This is a genomic window from Sphingomonas trueperi (genome assembly GCF_040545665.1).
Taxonomy (GTDB): domain Bacteria; phylum Pseudomonadota; class Alphaproteobacteria; order Sphingomonadales; family Sphingomonadaceae; genus Sphingomonas; species Sphingomonas trueperi_B.
The window spans coordinates 200,942-218,988 of the sequence record NZ_JBEPMH010000006.1; the positions used below are offsets into that span (position 1 = coordinate 200,942).

Genomic DNA, 18,047 nt, shown 5'->3' on the forward strand with positions numbered 1-18,047 from the left:
TGTGCGGCTGGCGCCGCATCCCGCGGCCCCGCCTGCACTGGACGTTGCCATGTTTTCCAAGTTCCGCGACGAGCACCAACGGATAGCGGGCTATGCGCGCAAGCTGGTCCAAGCCCCGCCGGCCGACAAGGACCTGAACGGCTCCTGCTGGACCTCTGCCTATGCGGCAATGCGGCGGGCGAGCGCCATCACCCAGGGGGAAGAACGACGCATGGTCCTGGCCTCTTCGGCCGGCAGCCTCGATGTCCTCGGCTCCAACCGGCAGCAGATCGTCAGCATGGCCGATTTTCTTACGATCCCCGCCGGGAAGATCGTCGCGTTCGTGCGGCCGCGTGCGCCGGGGGCGCCCCCCACGCTCTCGCACGTCGCCATATCGATGGGAGCCGGCACGATTGCGGGCACGAACAACGCCATCGTCGGCGGCCCCGCCAACTGGGGCATCACCGATCTGAGCGCGATCCAGTTCGATGGCGGGCAAGCCCAGATCGCCGACATCGGCGGCAGGGTGCAGGCGTACACGGTGTACCTGATCCCGTTCGTGCCGATCAAACAGCAAAGCTGCGTCATCATGTGAACGCCGGGTCCAGGACGATCGAAACGCCGAACAAGCCCGCCCTGTACTCGGTGCAGCCGCGACGCCCCCCTGCGCGGCGAGCGGAAAGGGGCGGAGATCGCACCCAGCGACCGCCGCCCCCCTCTCAAGTATCAGGCATATTCGTACACAGTGACAAAGCCGCCATGGGCGGCGCCGCCCGATCGCGCCGGGCTGTTCGGCAAACTGGAGCCGCCGCCGCCGCCGCCGCCGTTCACGCCGGCCGCGGTTCCGCTACCCGACGCGTTCGTGCTTCCCGTCGAATTCGCCCCCATGATCGAGGTCCCACCGCGCCCGCCGGCAACGGTCGAGAGGTTCATGCCGAAGCCGAAATCACCGCCTTCGCCGTTCGCCGCGAGAAGATTGGCGCCGGTGGGCGTATCGGAGGTGTTGCAGCCGCGTGTCAGCGTGGGCGGGCTCACCGCCGCGCCCGCGGCGCCGCCCCTGCCCCCCGGCACCACGACGAGCGTGCCGAACGAAGACGCATTCCCCGGGGTACCGTCGCCCCCCGCCGCGCCTGCATCGACGCCGCGCCCGACCGTGACCGCGGTGGTGGTGATCCCGGTCGTGAACATTGCGCGACCGAACGACCCGGCGCCGCCGCCGCCGCCGACCGACACCTGGTTGCTCGACGTGGCGGCCGTGCCGCCGCCGCCGCCGCCCCCGCCCATGACCTCCACGATGATGCGGTTCGTGCCGGGGGTGGGAATATAGGTGCCCGATGTCGTGAACCGCTGGACATTCAGCAGTGCACCGCCGACGGTGGTTCCGAAGCGGCTGAAGTCCCGCTCGTCCGTAAGATTTTCGCTCGTGAGCACCGTCGTTTGCGGGGTCAACCGCACGCGGGCGACGGGGATTTGATCGGCCTGGAGGGCGGGCGGTACGGGATCGGCCGCTTCGACCCCCGCGACGAGCTGCGCGGCGCCGGAGCCGATGTTCACGACGATCCGGTCGATCCGGGGATTGGCGTTCGGCGCCGCCAACGGCCCGACGAGCTGCGTTGCGGTCTCGACCAGGGTTCCGCCCAGCATGAAATGGCCCGGATCGACGACTACGGACATCGAACGCGGATCGCTCTCGTGCGGCGCGAACGCGGCCGCGATCCGCCCGAGAACCTGGAAGTTGGTATCGACAGCGCTGGAAGGCAGAAGGAACTTCGAGATGGTCACCTTTTGTTCTCCATATAGTGGTTGCGCGCAAGCGCGTGCGGCACCGCCGGACGGCGGCGCAGGCGTTGCCTGGCGCTAAAGCGGCGAGGGGCCCGTCCTTGCCAGCCCTGCAACGTTCTTTCTTTGTACCTATTCCAAACCAAAAGTCAATAGAATTTATCCCATTTGGTACATTTGGGGCCCTTGAGCGCATTCGGGCGCTTATCGCCCCACCGCGCACCGGGCATCATCGTTGCCCGCGCCGAGCGCTGGAGAACGGCCTTGGCCACCGCGCGATCGTTGCCTATGTCAGGGGAACGTCAGCCGATGAGGATGCCCGATGCGCAGCGCCCTTGCTCCCCTGCTGTTGCTCGCGGCCGGCGGCGCCGCGAACAGCGACGGGTCGGCGCGCCGGCCGCCCCTCGTCGCCCTGCGCAATCAGCCCCCTTCGTCGCTTGCAACGCCAGCGCCGGCCGCATCACCGGCGGCGGGTGCGGCCGATTGCGATCGCGGCGCACCGGAAAGCCCGTGCCAGATCGCCGGCAAATGGCGGGTGATACAGGTGTACAACGCCGGCAATCAGGACCCGCTCGAGGACGAGATGGGCATGATCGGATCGAACTTCACCGTCACCGGCAACAGCGTCGCCTCGGGCGCGATCCGCTGGGGCGGGCCGAACAACGGCCAGTTCGACCATAGCGACGTCTGCACCGGCCCCTATCTGAGCCCCGCCGCCACGCCGCGACCCGCGGCCGTGCGGGCGACGCTGGCCGCGGCACTGAAGGCTTGGGGTGTGGCGGGCGACGCCGGCAAGGCCCGGCACCTCGGCTGCGACGAAGGCCATTGGGCGGTGCCGAGCGACGCCAGCGGCAAATGGTAGGGCTGGTGCTGCCGATGGGACGGCAGATGGCGTTCCAGTGGTTCGACCAGCGGATGGTGCTCGCCGAACGCATCGGCTGATGCGCTGTCCGGCAGCGTGCGCGGCCGCGCAGGTCTGGTCCGTCAAAAGCTGCCCCATCCCCCTCCCCGCTTGCCATCCCCGGCCAAGCTTGTAACACCGCGCGCGTCCTTTCACCGGAGCCGCCCGCCATTCGCCAGATCGCCGCCTTGCCCTATCGTACCCTCGGCACCGGGGCCGATGCGTCCACCCAGGTGCTGCTGGTCACCTCGCGGGGGACCGGGCGCTGGGTGATCCCCAAGGGCAATCCCGGCGCGGGTCTCAGCGCCCACGCCGCCGCGGTGCTCGAGGCCGAGGAGGAAGCGGGCGTGCAGGGCGTGATCTGCCCCACCCCGCTCGGCGCCTATCGCTATCGCAAGACGCGCGGCAACGGCGCCTCGGTGATGGCCGATGTCGAGGTCTTCCCCTTCTCGGTCACCCGCGAGCTCGATGTCTGGAAGGAACAGGACCAGCGCCAGCGCCGCTGGTTCGATCTGGCGGACGCCGCCAACGCCGTCGACGAGCCCGATCTGCGCGAGCTGATCCGCTCCTTCGGCCCCGAGGAATTTCGCGCCGCAACCCGGCGCATGGGGGTGCTCGGCACCGTCATCCAAACATCAAAGGTCAATCGCATGTTCGCGTGGTTCCAACGCCTGTTGCCCAAATCGGGCAATTTCTTCGAGATGTTCGAGGCGCATGCCGCCACGGTCGTCGCCGGCGCCGATGCGCTGGCACGGCTGCTGCAGGACGGCGGGCCCGACCATATCCGCGAAGTGATCGAGCGCGAGCATGACGCCGACGAGATCACCCGCCAGGTGCTGCAGACGGTGCGCGTCACCTTCCTCACCCCCTTCGATCGCGGCGCGATCACCGCGCTGATCGGTTCGATGGACGATGCGATCGACGAGATGCAGGCGACGGTGCGCGCGATCGACCTCTACGAGATCCGCCATTTCGAGCCCGAGATGAAGGACATGGCGGGCATCGTCGTCGACGCCGCCCGGCTGACGGTGGAGGCGATGCCGCTGCTGCGCGACGTGGCGAAGAACGGCGCCCGGCTGCACGAGCTGACCGAGCGCCTCGTCCGCATGGAAAGCCATGCCGACGACATCCACGCCGCCGGCCTCAAGCGCGCCTACAAGGAGCTGGGCCCGCAGGATCCGCTGAAGTTCGCGGTGATGCGCGAGCTGTACAAGCATCTCGAGCGGATCGTCGACGCGTTCGAGGATGTCGCGAACGAGATCGACGGCCTCGTCATCGATCACGCCTGATCCATCATGCACGAACTTGCCCTGCCGCTGCTCATCGGGTTGATCCTGGTCGCGCTGGCGTTCGATTTCCTCAACGGCCTGCACGATGCGGCCAACGCGATCGCCACGGTGGTCGCGACGCGGCTGCTCAAGCCGGTCCATGCGGTCGCCTTCGCGGCGTTCTTCAACTTCGCGGCCTATTTCGTCACCATCGCCTTCCCCAGCATGCACAAGGTGGCGGAGACGATCGGCAAGGGGCTGATCGACCAGGATCTGGTGACGCCGGGCGTGGTGTTCGGCGCGCTGGTCGGTGCGATGTTCTGGAACGTCGTCACCTGGCTCAAGGGCATCCCGTCCTCGTCCAGCCATGCGCTGGTCGGCGGCATGGTCGGCGCGGGCGTGGCGCATGCCGGGTTCGAGGGCATTCAGTGGACCGGGCTCAACAAGACCTTGCTCGCCATCGTGCTGTCGCCCACCCTGGGCATGATCCTGGCGATGGCGATCATGCTGCTGACCAGCTGGCTGTTCCGCCGGGCCTCGACCAACCGGGCGGAGCGCAGCTTCCGGGTGCTGCACCTGATCTCCTCGGGCGCCTATTCGCTGAGCCACGGCCTCAACGACGCGCAGAAGACGATGGGCATCATCACCGTGCTGCTCTATTCGACCGGCTATCTCCACGGCAATTTCGAGGTGCCGCACTGGGTGGCGATCAGCTGCTATGTCGCGATCGCGCTGGGCACGCTGAGCGGCGGCTGGAAGATCATCGAGACGATGGGCTCGCGGATCACCAAGCTGTCGCAGCACCAGGGGTTCAGCGCCTCGATGGGCGGCTCGATCATCCTGTTCGGCGCCTCGTGGCTGGGCATTCCGGTCTCGACCACCCACACCATTACCGGCGCGATCATCGGCGCAGGCACCGCGCGGCGCGCCTCGGCGGTGCGCTGGGGGGTGGCGAGCAACGTCGTCATCGCCTGGGTGATCACCATCCCCGCCTCGGCGGCGGTGGGGGCGCTGTTCTACATGCTCACCCGGCTGTTCTGAAGGGCGCGGCGAGCGGCATGAAGATCGGGCCGCTCTGGCTGAAACTGCAGATCGCCTGCGGCGACGCGCTCGCGCTCGGCCCCGGCAAGGCCGATCTGCTCGACGCGATAGCCGCGCGAGGCTCCATATCGGCCGCCGCGCGCGGGATGGGGATGAGCTATCGCCGCGCCTGGCTGCTGGTCGACGAGATGAACCGCTGCTTCGATCCGCCGCTGGTCGAGACGCTGCGCGGCGGCGGCCTGGAGCGCGGCGCCCGCGTGACCGAAACCGGGCTGGCGGTACTGGAAGCCTATCGCGAGATGGAGCGCGACGCGGCGGCGATCGCCGAGCGCCCCGCCTATGCCCGCCTCCGCGCGCACCTGCGGACGTTGCCCCGCGCACCGGACAACGGAGACGCTACATCCCGAACGGATCGATGAACGCCTTTGGCAGCGCGCTTGGATGTCTGAAAATGGTGGGAAGCGGACACGCAACTTCTCCATCGGTGATCGTAGGCCACCGATGCGCCGGACCGCCCAAAATCGATTGCAAAGATGCTACAAGCGCATACAGGTTGGCCCGTTGTAATCTTGGAGACCGGCATGATCTTTCTGTTTGGGACCCAGAAATCCGGAACCACTTGGCTCAGAAATATCATATCGCAATTCGTGGGGGTTTCCGCTGCATATGAATGGCAAATCCCTCGCTTGGTTAATGCGATGCATAGTCACGTAGAATTTTGCGGGGTCAGACGCCCTCCCGAAGAAACACGTGAGAAGTGCATTCTAGCTAGCCGTCGAGCGTTGAAGCAGCTTATTGCGAGCGAGGGGCCACATAATACTTGTGATAAAAGCGCCTATCCTGCGCTGTCTGTCTCGTTCCGGGATGACACGCTGTTCCCATATCATGTTTCGCTGACGCGCCGCATGTTTCCGTCCTCAAAAAATATTCAGATAGTTCGAGATCCTAGGGACGTCTTGGCATCATCAAAATCCTATTTCAACCTGTCATTAATAGATGATGACGAGGTGATAAATTACGTAAATAGCTGGTCAAAATGCAATCTTAGCTGGATTGACGATGATCCAGATTTCGTATTAAGATTTGAAGATTTGAAGCAACGGTTTGAAGAAACGGTCAGTTTGCTTCTTGAATGCATAGGCGTCAGATACACTAAAGCCGCATTTCAGAAGGCTGTAGATCTCTACAAGCGAATAGATCTGTCGAAATCCATTGACCCTACTTTTTACAGGCAAGGGGTCGTGGGTGCTTGGCAATATGAGTTGAGCAAAAATGAATCCGATCTAATTTGCAAGCATGGATCTATTGCAATGCGTGTATTTGGCTATGCTTAATTTTTTTGATCGGTTTAACGATTTAAAAGTTCGAGTGCCACGTTCTCTTATTAACATTAGCGAAAGCAAAAGTCATGGTATCGCATTGGCGTGCGCAGACCACTTTGAGATTTTCATCTATTCGTCCACTTTTTATTTCGATATAGAAATTCATTCTGAAATAATTAGCGCAGACGTGGCGTTCGCGGTGGCCCAATTCGACCTACAAAAAGGCCTTATAGGAGCCGTTCGCGTAGAAATGCTGGGCGAAGACGGGGTGCATTTCAAAGAAGTTTTGCCATTAAGGCGACTTTCTCCCTTATGCAATTACTCAGAAAAAGTCAAACTTGCCTTGCCGTTGAGAGAGTCAAAAAATTCTATCAATCGGACAATATTCCGAGTGTGGGTATATAACGACATCGTCGAACCTTTTCATTTCGCTATTAAAAATGTGTACTTCGTTATAGATCGAGCACATGCTGATTTATCTGTTCAGATGAATGATTTTATCATTCCGTGCAATGATCTAGGATGGCAAGATGGATTGAAACCCCTGATAGATGCTGGCTGGACAAGTATGCATTTCATGGCGCATTGGGGATATATAGATTTTATTAGGCACCTGATCTTTAATGGTGCAGACCCCGATGTATCAGAACGGAATGGTAGTACCCCCCTTCATCGAGCTGCGGAATCCGGCAATGTTGGTATAGCTACATTGTTGCTCGAAGCTGGCGCTAAGATTAATCCAGTAGACAAAGGCAGACTCGAGACGCCACTTGACTGCGCCATTAGGAATAATCATCGCGATGTCATCGATATCTTGGCCTGCAGAGGCGGCAGGCGTTCGGTAGACCTGCAAATTGATAAGAACGCTGTCTTTTCGTAGGTGACGGCATTTACGGATGCTTGAATTAGATGCCATCGAAGTAGTTGGTGCAGCTGGCAGGTCTACTATCGAGCGATTGAACCCGTTTGCGGGTGGCTGCCGCTCTCGCGCGCCATCGATATGCAGGTACCCTAAACGAGCAGCGCTGGTAGGCTCCGTTGCGGTGTCCTGCTAGCTCTATCTACGTGCTGAGGAACCCTCAATTCAGCGCGATATGCGACGGCCGCAACTGGGCGAGAGCCGCCATGGCGGAAAATGGGTGGGGAGCAGCCGTTCAACGTTCGCGTAGGCGGTCAGACGCTCCCGCTCAGCTCAAAGCAAGCTCACATAGTCTGCGAAGTGCGAGCGACCTTCCGGATCGACAACCTCCGGCCCGATTTGTTGATCTGCAACACTCCACTCGAAAATCCGGCCATTAGCGCGGTTGATGGCGTACCAGCCCATTAGCGTACTACAAATTCCGTTGCACTCGCGATAGCTATGTATCGCCATAATGTAAAAACTCCGGGGACTATCGCGCAACGAGACAACGTCGCAGAACGCAATATTTTTAATCGGAATCCGGCGAGCAGAACTCACGCGATTCTTAATTGCGGCACACACTGAAGCCTTGCTCCGAACCGGATACGCAGTTGCCGACGACGCCGGGACAGCGCTTCCGATCGCGCTTGATAAGGCAAAAGCTGCAGCCATGAAGGCGTCGAAGTGTCTCATTTGCCCAGTTTAGAGCAGAGCCCAATGTCTGAAAATGGGCGGTTTTGGTCGTTCCAAATTTTATGAGTCTACAGCCTAGTTTGGTGCGGTTTGACATAGACACGTCTGTTCCATTTCTTGTAGACGACGCATATAGCCACGATCAAACTTACTATCCTGACGAACTTCCTGGTTACCAGACCTTGAGACTTCGGTATTATTTGCCCCTTGACGCCTTCATTAAACCAGGGGAGTATGATTTAGCAGTGGGCGATGGATATGTTGACAACATGACATTTGTGACCAGCGTGCCTGAGCCCGCCAGTTGGGGGATGATGCTTGCTGGTAGCGGAATGACCGGCGCGGCAATTCGTCGTCGGCGGCGCAAGACTGTCGCTGCTGCCGCCTGAGCAACGTGCATCTTCGCATGGAGGGCGACCCGCTTCGGCCGCCCTTTTCCTTTACGTATCATGAGAGGGCATGCGGGGCCGCCTCGGCTTACGCGCGGCAGGCAGATTAGCGTCAGAAGAATTGCGAGATGCCCGTTCTCGCCCTTCGGGCGCATGCCGCCCCTGTCCCGCAGTACCCGTGCCCTGCGCAACCGCTCGTGCGGGGTTCACCCAAGGGCCTTTGACGTCACCAATCGCGTCTGAGATTTGCGAAGCCCATAGGCGCTACAACTTCCGCACACGGGGCGGTTTCGGCCATCCCGAATTTCCTGCGCCTAGACCCGAGTTTTATATTCCACCGGATACAGCCTCGATATACGGACGGACATAGTGCTCGGGGATCCTCCCGCGCAACGGGGATCCGTTCATGTCCAATCGCTTCACCATGTCGCTGGGCGTGCTCGCCCTGGTCGCCGTCGCTGCGCCGGCGCGGGCCCAGTCCGGCGTGCAGCCCGCCGACCGGCCGGTCGCCCCCCCGGCGTCGGAGGCCGCAACCGATGCGCTGCCCGAAGTGGTGGTGACGGCGCGCCGCCGCAGCGAGGATGCCCAGAAGGTGCCCGCTGCCATCTCGGTCGTCGGCGGCGACCTGCTCGACCAGAGCTACACGGTGAACACGCAAGCGCTCACCACGCTGATCCCCAGCCTCAACTACAGCTCGGCCAACCCGCGCAACACCGCCTTCACCATCCGCGGGCTTGGATCGAGCGTCGTCGCGGTCAGCCAGGCGAATGACGGGCTGGAGCCGGGCGTGGGCTTCTATGTCGATCAGGTCTATCACGCCCGCCCCGCCACCGCCGCCTTCGACTTCGCCGATGTCGCCCAGGTCGAGGAACTGCGCGGGCCGCAGGGCACGCTGTTCGGCAAGAACACCACGGCGGGTGCGCTCAACATCACCACGCGCGCCCCCAGCTTCACCCGCGAGGGCTTTGTCGAGCTTTCCTATGGCGACTATACCTTCGTCCAGGCCAAGGGCTGGGCGTCGGGCCCGATCTCCGATGTGCTCGCCTATCGCATCTCCGGCGTCTCGACCCGCCGCGACGGCGTGCTCGACAATGTCCGCACCGGGGTCGCCGCCAACACGCTGGGCACCCAGGCGGTGCGCGGGCAGCTGCTCTACAAGCCCGACGACCGGCTGCAGGTACGCCTGATCGCCGACTTCACCAATTTCCAGGCGTATTGCTGTACCCAGGTCTATCTGCGCACCGGCACCAGCCTGCGCGCCGCCAGCCGCCAGTTCGGCGGCCCCGCCGGGCTCGCCGCGCAGTTCGGCTATGCGCCGCCCAGCACCAATCCCTATGACCGCAAGACCGATATCGACGGGCCGCTCGACACGGATACCAACGAGGGCGGCATCAGCGCGATCGTCGACTGGCAGGTCGGCTTCGCGACGCTCATCTCGGTCAGCGCCTGGCGCTTCTGGAACTGGGATGCCGAGAATGACCGCGACTATACCGGCATCCCGGTACAGCTGTCGCAGCACATCCCCTCGCGGCAGGACCAGGTTAGCCAGGAGCTGCGGCTGGCCTCGGACGGGGCGCCCCCGCTTTCCTATGTCGCGGGCCTGTATCTGTTCGGGCAGAAGATCACCGGGCGGCCGATCAGCATCTACGGCCCGGCGGCGGCGCGCTACCTGATCGGCACCACCACCGGCACCAATGCCACGCCCGTCCCCGCCAATCTGCTCGACGGCTATGGCCAGGACGGGCGCACCGACTTCCACACGATGAGCTATGCCGCGTTCGGCGAGCTGAACTGGCGGATCGTGCCGGACGTCACGCTCACCGGCGGCCTGCGCTATACCCAGGAGGACAAGGACGGCAGCTATGCGACCACTGTGTCCGGCGGACCCGCCACCAGCAATGCGGCGCTGCTCGCCGCGCGGCTCGGCGTGCTGCGCCCCCAGAGCTACACCGCGCACGATAACGACGGCAGCCTGTCCGGCCGCGGCAACATCGCCTGGCAGGTCACGCCGGGGACGATGGCCTATGCCAGCTATGCGCGCGGCTTCAAATCGGGCGGGATCAACATGTCGGGCCTGCCGCTGGACAATGCCAACCAGCCGGTGCTCGCCACCGCGGTGGTGAAGCCCGAGCGCAACGAGACCTATGAGGTCGGCCTCAAGAACAGCTTCTTCGGGCGGCGGCTGCTGGTGAATGTCGACGGCTTCTACACCAGGGTCCACAATTTCCAGGCGACGGTGGTGGAGAATTCGCTGACCCAGACGGTGCAGCTGCGCGGCTATCTCTCCAACATTCCGCAAGTGACCGTGAAGGGGATCGAGGCGGATGCGACCGCGCTGCTGCTGCCGGGGCTGACGCTGCGCGGCAACCTCGCCTATTCGGACGGCCGCTATACCGATTATCCGGCGGGCCCCTGCCCGCTGGAGGTGCAGACCGCCGCCACCACCCAGTGCAACCTCACCGGACAGCGGCTGGCGTCGCTGCCGCGCTTCGCCTTCACTGCGGGGCTCGATTATGTCCGGCGGGTGGGTGCCGGGGAGGTGTTGCTGCACGTCGATACCGCGTCGCGCACCAGCTATAACGGCGATCCCGGCCTGTCGCGCTTCACGATGATCGACGGGTACAATCTGACCAATGCCAGTGTCGGCTATCGCCTGCCGAACGGGATCGCGCTGATCGTCTTCGCGCGCAACCTGTTCGATGCGGACTATATCCAGAACCTGACGATCCAGGCGGGCAATTCGGGGCTGATCGTCGGCACGCCCAGCGATCCGCGGACGATCGGGGGGACGATCCGCTTCCGGCTGTGATCGGGGCGGCGGCGGGGCATGCAAAAGGGGCCGGGATCGCGCCCGGCCCCTTCTCCCCTCCTCGGAAGCGGCGACTTACATCTTGTAGCTGAGGCGGATGTAGCCGAACTGGCCAGGCACGTCGTAGGTGGTCGGGTCGAAATTGTTCAGGCTGCAGCTGCTGCACGCCGGCGGGTCCTGGTTGAACACGTTGTTCACGCCGATGGTCAGCGCGGTGCGGTGGTCCATCCAGGACGGCGAGAAGGCCAGCTGGATGTCGCCGTAGAAGCGGCTGCTCAGCCGGTTGGCGCCGGCATTCTCGGTCACGCCGCTGATATAGCGGCCGGTGAACGAGGCCGAGACGCCGCCGAGCGACCAGTCGATCGTGCCGTTGCCCTTGAACTTGGGGAAGGCCTGGTCGGGGCTGCCGCGCTCGGTGCCCGCCCGCTCGATGACGACCGCGCCGTTGGAGGCGGCGAGCGTGTACTTCAGCAGCCAGGTGGCGTTGGCGGCGAGACCGAAGCTGCCGACGCCCGTCTCCGGGGTGCGGTAGCGGAAGGTCGCGTCGATCCCGCGCGTCTTGATGCTGTCGAGATTGTCGAGCGTCGCGTCGATCTCGTTGATGATGCCGTTGCCGGTGCGGATCACCTGCGAGCAGGCGCTGGCATCGCCGAGCAGCGCGCAGTTGTTGAGCTTCACATTGGCGTCGAGCGCGGCGATCGCGTTGGTCACCTTGATCTGGTAGTAGTTCACTTCCAGGCTGAGCACGCTGGCGAAGCTGCTCGACCGCGCCCAGGCGGGCGCATAGACGCCGCCGAACAACAGGCTGCGCGACTTCTCCGGCTTGAGGTTGCGGTTGCCGCGGGTCAGCACCGGCAGCTGGCCGCCCTGGTCCTCGGCATAGCTGCCATTGGCCGGCACGCCGTTGGCGATGCAGTTGGCGCGCACCGTCGCGTTGGTCTGGAACAGGCCGCCCGGCGCGCTGGTGCACGGATCGTTCGCCGGAAGGTCGAAGCGCGAGCGATCGCCGAAAAGCTCGCCCAGGCTCGGCGCGCGGAAACCGGTCGCGTAGGAGCCGCGCAGCAGCAGATCCGCCACCGGCTTCCACAGGCCGATGCCGGTATAGGTGGTGCTGCCGCCGCTGATCGAATAATCGGCATGCCGCACCGAGCCGTTCACCTCCAGCGAGTTGAAGAAGGGCTTGTCCTTGAGCAGCGGCACGCGCAGCTCGCCATAGACTTCGTTGGAGTGGTAGCGCCCGGCCGACGGCTTGGACGGGATGTCCGCGCCCAGCCCGGCGGCGATGATCGGATCGGGCGTGAAGCTGCCGAACTGCACGCGATGCTCATAGCCCAGCGCGAAGCCGATCGGCCCCGCCGGCAGGTCGACCAGGTCGCCGCTGAGGTTGGCGGTATAGTCGAAGAGCTGCTGGTTGCTCTTATCCTTCTCGGTGAACCCGATATAGTTGAGCATCGCCGGCGTGATCGTGCCCGCCCCGCCGAACAGGTTGAGCGGCACGCAGTCCCCGGTGCACTGCGATATCGGCCCCAGCGCCCGCGCCACCCGGTCGGCGCGCAAATTGCCGGTGAAGCTCTGGTGCGCATCGTTCACGCCGAACGCGGCGGTCGCGTCCCAATACCATTTGTGCGCGCCGACCTGGAACGAGCCGTCGAGCGTCGCCGAGCCGGTGAAGGTATCGACATGCTGGTCGAACGTCCGCTGCCCGGCCTCCACCACGCGGCGCGCGAGGAAGCTGTAGTTCTTGTTCGGCCCCGAACCCTGCAGCGTCACGCCGAACGGGTTGTACGGGTTGGTCGCATCCACCGACATGGTGTCGAACAGGCTGCCCGCGCCGTTGCCCGCATCGGGACCGATGAACAGCGGCTCGAACGCCGCCTGGTTCTGCGAGTTGCGCCGGTTGTACGCCGCCTTCACCCGCAGGTTCACCACCGGGCTGAACTGCTGCTTGAAGCTGAACCAAGCGCCGTAGCGCTCCGACGGCGTGAGGATATAGTTATAGGGCGCGAAGTTGAACCGGTCCGCCGCGGTGAACGGCCGCAGATTGGCCAGCGTCGGGCTGTTGTTGGGCGGATTGCCGATCGTGAAGTTGCCGAAGGCGAGCCCCGGCAGCGGCCCGGCATTGGTGCGGGTATCGAAGCGCCCGTTCACCGCCGCGCTGCTGCACCCGCCGACCGGATCGGTACACGCCGTCTGGCCGGGATTGGGGAACAGCGAGATCGCGCGGTCGCCCGAGCGCACCGCCTCCTGCTTCACATAGGTGCCGCCGAACACGAAGTTGGTCGTCGGCCCCTTGATGCCGTAGCTGAGCGCGTAATCCTGGGTGTGGCCGTCGCCCTGCCGGAACGTGCCGAACTGCGCCGAGGCACGCAGCCCCACCTGCTGCGCCACGGTGATGATGTTGACCACCCCGGCGATCGCGTCCGAGCCATAGAGCGACGAGGCGCCCGACTGCAGCACCTCGACCCGGTCGATCATGTTGCCGGGGATGGTGTTGAGGTCGACCGTGGCGGGAATGCCGCTGCCGCTGGTGCCCGGCACGTAGCGGATGCCGTCGACCAGCACGAGCGTGCGCTTGGAGCTGAGATAGCGCAGGTCGATCTCCGCCGAGCCCGCGCCGACGCCGCCGCCGTCGGGCGGGTTGCCGAGATTGCCGCTGTTGTTGACCTTGCTGTTCAGTCCGCCGCTGGCGCTGGGGATCCGCTGGAGCACATCGGCGATCGAGGACAGGCCGGTCCGCGCGACCGCGGACTGGTCGATGCGCACCACCGGGCTCTCGTCGGCGAGCGGATCGCGGCGAATGCGCGAGCCGGTGACGACGATCTCGCCCTGGCCGCCGGCATCACCGGACGCCTCGGGAACGCTGTCCTGCGCGAAGGCGGGCGTGGCCGCCATCCCCATGGCGAGCGCGAGTGCGGCGAGACTACAGGTGGTACGTCGGTACGATGCGTGCATATGGGTCCCCTCGATCCAGGCCGTTTCTGTGCGACACCCTCTCGGACATTGTTTGCAACAAAACTGACGCGTGGCGTGGGCTTGGCAAGGGGGGATTGCGCGATTTGGTTAAAGATTGAAATTGTGTTGCCGTGGGGACACGGGTCGGAGGGTGATGTTTAGAAGGCTGAACAGCTGACTGAATGCCCCGATCGCCTTCCCATCCAGTCCCCCATTGAGGCCGCTCGACGGTAAGCAGCCGAACAGTTCCGCACTTGGACTCCAACCCCACAAAGCCATTCCGCCTACTAGACAACGCAGTGTATCCACATCACCCAACCACTGCAGTGAGCGAAGATACATATTTTAATCGATACCGCCACTTTCTCGCTCATCGATATCTTTTCGCCTAGACCAGACTTTGTCCGCCGACCTCGCCTTCTTTAGCCACTCACCTTTCATTTCATCGTACTCTGACTTGAAGTAGATCCTATTTTCATCAAATGAGTGATCAAATTCCATGTCAAGTAATGTCCGCCGTGAAAGATGAAATTGCCCAATCGTATTCAAAAACAGATCACTGTGAAGAGGTCTTGCATCTACAAAATTTGCGCCATCTATATTCGACCCCCGAAAGTTACACTCGTCAAGGCTACTCCGCTGAAACCTTGCCTCCGTGAGGTCACAATGAGACAGATTCGACTTCATCAGATGACAACCATTAAAATTAACACCACGGAGGTCCGAATGAGAAAAATTCGATCCACTCAAATCCATTGCAAAAAAATCCGAATTTTTTGCAGACATGTACGAGAAGCACTGCAAAATCGCAGCCTTACTATCTTCACCGTACAGCACCCTGTCTAGGAGAAGTTTTAGCCTACTTTCTGATTCATCAAATCCTATTTCAATCAACCTCGCCGCCCCCTCCTTCTGCAAGCATAATATGCAAGAGTTCAGTACGGCCCAAATCATAGTTTCCGCGTTCTTCTGAATTTGAGCGGCGGCCCGCCAGTTCGCTATACTAAGACCATGAACCGGAGCACCCTCATCAATAACAGTCCCTGCTAGCACGATCATGCGATCGAAAAGCCTACTTACCTGATTGTAGCCACCCTGCTCACGCGCCACATTCAATCGAATTTCATCACGCATATAGCCAAGAACTTCATGAGTAAGCGCCCCTGTACCAGTGGCCTTAACCCACATCTGCAAAGCCAGATCAACGTGCCGCGGGACAAAATCAATGACCTCTTCCGCAAGCTTTAAAACAGCTCTAGCCGCCAAATACTCACCAAAACTCTTGTGGGTGAATTCGAAACCCTTGTGACTAATTTCTGACGACTTCAAATAGAAGTTCATTGCAAGATTTGTTACGTCTTCACCCCCGTCACTTTTAAATTCCTCCCAGACGGCCTCTCCCTGCGTGAGCTTAAGCGCAGAGTGAAACCCCTCCTCTGTCGCCACTCGAGCATCTCCGCCGAGCCAAGCAGCCAAAGCGATCGTCTCCATCAGAGCATTGAAACTCGACTTTTGTAGATGACGACCGGGCCCTTGACGGTTTTTTACCTTCGAAGGATCTCCCCACCCCCTACGCCATACTTCATCAATAAGTTTCTGGTAAATTATGTTCCTATTGTCAGCCGCAACCTCCCAGTTGTCGACCGCGAATCCCGACAAAACTAATAAATAGCAAAGCAGCGGTTCACTTGTTACATCGCTTAATCGATCATCTTTTAAGGCCAGCGGGACTTCGCAGGAAAGTCCAGCCAAAGGAGCATACTGACGCCACCAAACAGGACGCTGATCCAAAGCCATGATGTCATCGGATTTACCGTTGAAAAATCTAATCGGAGCATATCCGAGCACCTCGAGTGCAGACTTTCCTAACGCACCTCTAAACTTTCTTGCGGCCTGAAATGATGGCAAACGGCCAGTCACAATTATTTTTAAAGGAACTGCAACGTCACCTTGCAGCGCCGATTTAAGTTGATCAAGTTTCGTGACGAAGAGATTGGCCACTTCTGCCGCAGCTTCGCCGGGCCGTGCAATTTCATCCAGCCCATCGAATATCAGCAAGAGCTTAGGACCATCTTCCAATGCCTCTCGGGAAAGCGGGGAAGCCGTGAATGCACCACCCGTTCTGGCAGTAAAGTACTGCGTAATCGCTTCCCTCAGCCCTCCCTCAAGCTCAATATGCTGCAATGGAATATACAGAGGTCGAACGTCCGGCATATCAGCCGCAACTCTTGCTAGCCTCTTCATTGACGTAGACTTACCGCTACCAGGACCCCCGCCAATTAACTTAACATCATCCTCTGCTTCATCGACAGACATCTGATTCAACCATTCAAACAAAGCGTCATCAAGATATCCATAACTATTTTCTTTACGACCACCAATGTCTTCACCACCCCTCTCAATCCAAGAGCACCTTAGAGGGACATATGCCTGCGCCAATGATATCTTGCTCTTTTCTTGACCAAACATTGCAGAAACTTCGAAATCGAAAATCAATTTCTGTCGATACGCAGCCCACTGCAATTCAAAGTTTGCTGCGTTCGCACCAGGAACTTCTAGAAGTTGCATTAATGACTTGAAGCCATCTGCCTTGCGAAGCCAAATTTCAGATATCGCCCGTGAGAAGGCAGAATCAAACCGAGCAGATAGTTCTGACGCTGTTTCGGTTCCCGCGCTTCTAAACTCCGCCCGCCGAGCGACAAACTTATCTCGCAGGTGCCTATACAGCGGCAACGTGGTAGGACGACTTAAAAACGTCGCGGGAATCTGCTCGTAGCCGTCATCAACCCGCTCCTTGGCTTCATCTATTATTTCTCTAACAACTAGCCTTAGCGATTCGGCGTCGAACTTTGACTCAGACCTAACTTCATCTACGGTCCACGCGAAAGAAAGAAGGAAAAGCTTCCAGGCTTTCTCTCCCGGATCATCATCCAGCTTTATGGAACCAAGGGCATTTATTAGGGCCGTTATCCCGCTCGATACTCCATCTCCACCGAAGGTTGTCCAAAATCCTTGTGCAGCTGCATCAGCGATATTGGTAGATAGAGAACGCCAATCTATTTTCATCTTCACATCACGATTCATGGTGATGGAAACCGCGTTCGCGTTCGACATTGATGCCCCCCGTTCAACTCTAGGCAAACTTCAAGTAACTCCGCCCCCTGTCAAGTAGATGACGTGACTTGCAACTCTCAAATGACTTGGCGCCTATAGCTTCTCCCGCTTCAACCGCCGCTCCACCCGGTCCAGCTCGCGCGACAGCCGCGCCAGCGCCTGCTCGCGGGGGATGCGCGGCACGGCGAAGCCGGTGTGGGGCCGCCCCTCGACGATCGCCGGGCGGCGATAGCCGAGCAGCAGCAGCGCCTCGCGCGGGGTCATCAAGGTGAGCGGGTCGGTCTCGTCGACGGTCTCGCGCCAGTCGCCCAGGTCCTCGCCGATGGGGTCCAGCGAGCGCAGCGCATTGTCGAGCAGCGCGAGTTCGAGCCGCGCATAGCCCTCGGCCAGCGCCGCCTCCATCGCACGGGCGAAGGCCGCCGAGCGCCGGCGCCGGGCATAGATGGCGTTCCAGCCGATGCCGGTCGCCGCCGCCGACAGCCGCACATTGGCGGTCGCGGCGAGATGGGCGAGGAAGCGGCGCTCGCCCTCGGTGGTCAGCACCCCCTTGGGGGCGCGGCGCACCTGCACCGCGCGGCCGCGCGAGGCGCGCACGCTATACTCGCCGCCGCCGGTGCGCGCGGCCTCGCCCTCGGGGGTGGGCGAGGCCACGCCCGCGGCGAGCTGCGCCTGGGCAAAGCTGAGCGCTGCATCCCATTGGCTCGCGAAATCGGGGTTGCGCGCGCGGCGCTTCTGGAAGGTCTTGCGCGTCTGCCCCGCTGCCTCGGCGGCGAGGGTCACGTTGGCGGTGCGGCGCAGGGCTTTCAGGAAGCGCTGGTTCTCGCGGGTACGATCGGCCTTGGTGCCGCGCATGCTGCCCTCCCACCTGGGTGTGACGGATACGCGCGGGAGATGGGTGT

At 61.7% G+C, this 18,047-nt stretch carries 14 protein-coding genes; 9 read left to right on the plus strand and 5 right to left on the minus strand.

Going from position 1 to position 18,047, the window contains the following annotated elements; genetic code table 11:
- Window positions 1-49 precede the first annotated feature (49 nt).
- Window positions 50-574, plus strand: coding sequence for a hypothetical protein (locus ABIC65_RS18575; protein ID WP_354310676.1), 525 nt, complete (start codon window positions 50-52; stop codon window positions 572-574).
- A gap of 131 nt (window positions 575-705) precedes the next feature.
- Here ABIC65_RS18575 and ABIC65_RS18580 read toward each other — a convergent pair whose 3' ends face one another.
- Window positions 706-1,761 (minus strand): hypothetical protein, encoded by a 1,056-nt coding sequence (locus ABIC65_RS18580; protein WP_354310678.1) that lies wholly within the window; start codon window positions 1,759-1,761, stop codon window positions 706-708.
- A 319-nt stretch (window positions 1,762-2,080) separates the two neighbouring features.
- On the opposite strand from ABIC65_RS18580, the gene ABIC65_RS18585 reads away from it, so the two are divergent.
- The 6 genes from ABIC65_RS18585 (at window position 2,081) to ABIC65_RS18610 (ending at window position 7,170) form a co-directional block, all read left to right on the plus strand.
- Window positions 2,081-2,620 carry a hypothetical protein gene (locus tag ABIC65_RS18585; protein WP_354310679.1) on the plus strand — a complete coding sequence of 180 codons (540 nt, stop codon included), beginning with the start codon at window positions 2,081-2,083 and terminating at the stop codon, window positions 2,618-2,620.
- Between the two features lie 227 nt (window positions 2,621-2,847).
- Window positions 2,848-3,948, plus strand: a complete 1,101-nt coding sequence (locus ABIC65_RS18590; protein WP_354310681.1) for a DUF47 family protein — start codon at window positions 2,848-2,850, stop codon at window positions 3,946-3,948.
- 6 nt (window positions 3,949-3,954) lie between these two features.
- The gene (locus ABIC65_RS18595) at window positions 3,955-4,968 is read left to right on the plus strand and encodes an inorganic phosphate transporter (protein WP_354310682.1); all 1,014 of its coding nucleotides are present in this window, start codon (window positions 3,955-3,957) and stop codon (window positions 4,966-4,968) included.
- 17 nt (window positions 4,969-4,985) lie between these two features.
- Window positions 4,986-5,387, plus strand: a complete 402-nt coding sequence (locus ABIC65_RS18600) for a winged helix-turn-helix domain-containing protein (RefSeq protein WP_354310683.1) — start codon at window positions 4,986-4,988, stop codon at window positions 5,385-5,387.
- Window positions 5,388-5,549: 162 nt separating this feature from the next.
- The gene (locus ABIC65_RS18605; RefSeq protein WP_354310684.1) at window positions 5,550-6,302 is read left to right on the plus strand and encodes a sulfotransferase family protein; all 753 of its coding nucleotides are present in this window, start codon (window positions 5,550-5,552) and stop codon (window positions 6,300-6,302) included.
- Complete coding sequence (locus ABIC65_RS18610; RefSeq protein ID WP_354310685.1) at window positions 6,265-7,170, plus strand: ankyrin repeat domain-containing protein; 906 nt, start codon at window positions 6,265-6,267, stop codon at window positions 7,168-7,170. The genes ABIC65_RS18605 and ABIC65_RS18610 overlap by 38 nt, the downstream gene beginning before the upstream one ends.
- A gap of 312 nt (window positions 7,171-7,482) precedes the next feature.
- Here ABIC65_RS18610 and ABIC65_RS18615 read toward each other — a convergent pair whose 3' ends face one another.
- The gene (locus ABIC65_RS18615; RefSeq protein ID WP_354310687.1) at window positions 7,483-7,884 is read right to left on the minus strand and encodes a hypothetical protein; all 402 of its coding nucleotides are present in this window, start codon (window positions 7,882-7,884) and stop codon (window positions 7,483-7,485) included.
- Between the two features lie 83 nt (window positions 7,885-7,967).
- On the opposite strand from ABIC65_RS18615, the gene ABIC65_RS18620 reads away from it, so the two are divergent.
- Both ABIC65_RS18620 and ABIC65_RS18625 read left to right on the plus strand, forming a co-directional pair.
- Complete coding sequence (locus ABIC65_RS18620; RefSeq protein ID WP_354310882.1) at window positions 7,968-8,273, plus strand: PEPxxWA-CTERM sorting domain-containing protein; 306 nt, start codon at window positions 7,968-7,970, stop codon at window positions 8,271-8,273.
- Window positions 8,274-8,679: 406 nt separating this feature from the next.
- On the plus strand, window positions 8,680-11,082 hold the full coding sequence (locus ABIC65_RS18625) for a TonB-dependent receptor (protein WP_354310688.1): 2,403 nt from the start codon (window positions 8,680-8,682) through the stop codon (window positions 11,080-11,082).
- Between the two features lie 75 nt (window positions 11,083-11,157).
- Here the strand turns inward: ABIC65_RS18625 and ABIC65_RS18630 are convergent, their stop codons facing one another.
- The 3 genes from ABIC65_RS18630 to ABIC65_RS18640 form a co-directional block, all read right to left on the minus strand.
- On the minus strand, window positions 11,158-14,034 hold the full coding sequence (locus ABIC65_RS18630; RefSeq protein ID WP_354310690.1) for a TonB-dependent receptor domain-containing protein: 2,877 nt from the start codon (window positions 14,032-14,034) through the stop codon (window positions 11,158-11,160).
- Between the two features lie 345 nt (window positions 14,035-14,379).
- Window positions 14,380-17,118, minus strand: a complete 2,739-nt coding sequence (locus ABIC65_RS18635; protein WP_354310691.1) for a pentapeptide repeat-containing protein — start codon at window positions 17,116-17,118, stop codon at window positions 14,380-14,382.
- 123 nt (window positions 17,119-17,241) lie between these two features.
- A complete protein-coding gene (locus tag ABIC65_RS18640; RefSeq protein ID WP_354310693.1) occupies window positions 17,242-18,000 on the minus strand; it encodes a hypothetical protein in 759 nt (252 codons plus the stop codon).
- Window positions 18,001-18,047 lie beyond the last annotated feature (47 nt).

Excerpts from the sequence above, each read along its gene's own strand:
- ABIC65_RS18630 (WP_354310690.1), bottom strand. The coding sequence starts at position 14,034 with ATGCACGCATCGTACCGACGTACCACCTGTAGTCTCGCCGCACTCGCG.
- ABIC65_RS18640 (WP_354310693.1), bottom strand. The coding sequence starts at position 18,000 with ATGCGCGGCACCAAGGCCGATCGTACCCGCGAGAACCAGCGCTTCCTG.
- ABIC65_RS18610 (WP_354310685.1), top strand. The coding sequence starts at position 6,265 with ATGGATCTATTGCAATGCGTGTATTTGGCTATGCTTAATTTTTTTGAT.
- ABIC65_RS18585 (WP_354310679.1), top strand. The coding sequence starts at position 2,081 with ATGCGCAGCGCCCTTGCTCCCCTGCTGTTGCTCGCGGCCGGCGGCGCC.
- ABIC65_RS18600 (WP_354310683.1), top strand. The coding sequence starts at position 4,986 with ATGAAGATCGGGCCGCTCTGGCTGAAACTGCAGATCGCCTGCGGCGAC.
- ABIC65_RS18575 (WP_354310676.1), top strand. The coding sequence starts at position 50 with ATGTTTTCCAAGTTCCGCGACGAGCACCAACGGATAGCGGGCTATGCG.
- ABIC65_RS18595 (WP_354310682.1), top strand. The coding sequence starts at position 3,955 with ATGCACGAACTTGCCCTGCCGCTGCTCATCGGGTTGATCCTGGTCGCG.
- ABIC65_RS18625 (WP_354310688.1), top strand. The coding sequence starts at position 8,680 with ATGTCCAATCGCTTCACCATGTCGCTGGGCGTGCTCGCCCTGGTCGCC.
- ABIC65_RS18635 (WP_354310691.1), bottom strand. The coding sequence starts at position 17,118 with ATGAATCGTGATGTGAAGATGAAAATAGATTGGCGTTCTCTATCTACC.
- ABIC65_RS18605 (WP_354310684.1), top strand. The coding sequence starts at position 5,550 with ATGATCTTTCTGTTTGGGACCCAGAAATCCGGAACCACTTGGCTCAGA.
- ABIC65_RS18615 (WP_354310687.1), bottom strand. The coding sequence starts at position 7,884 with ATGAGACACTTCGACGCCTTCATGGCTGCAGCTTTTGCCTTATCAAGC.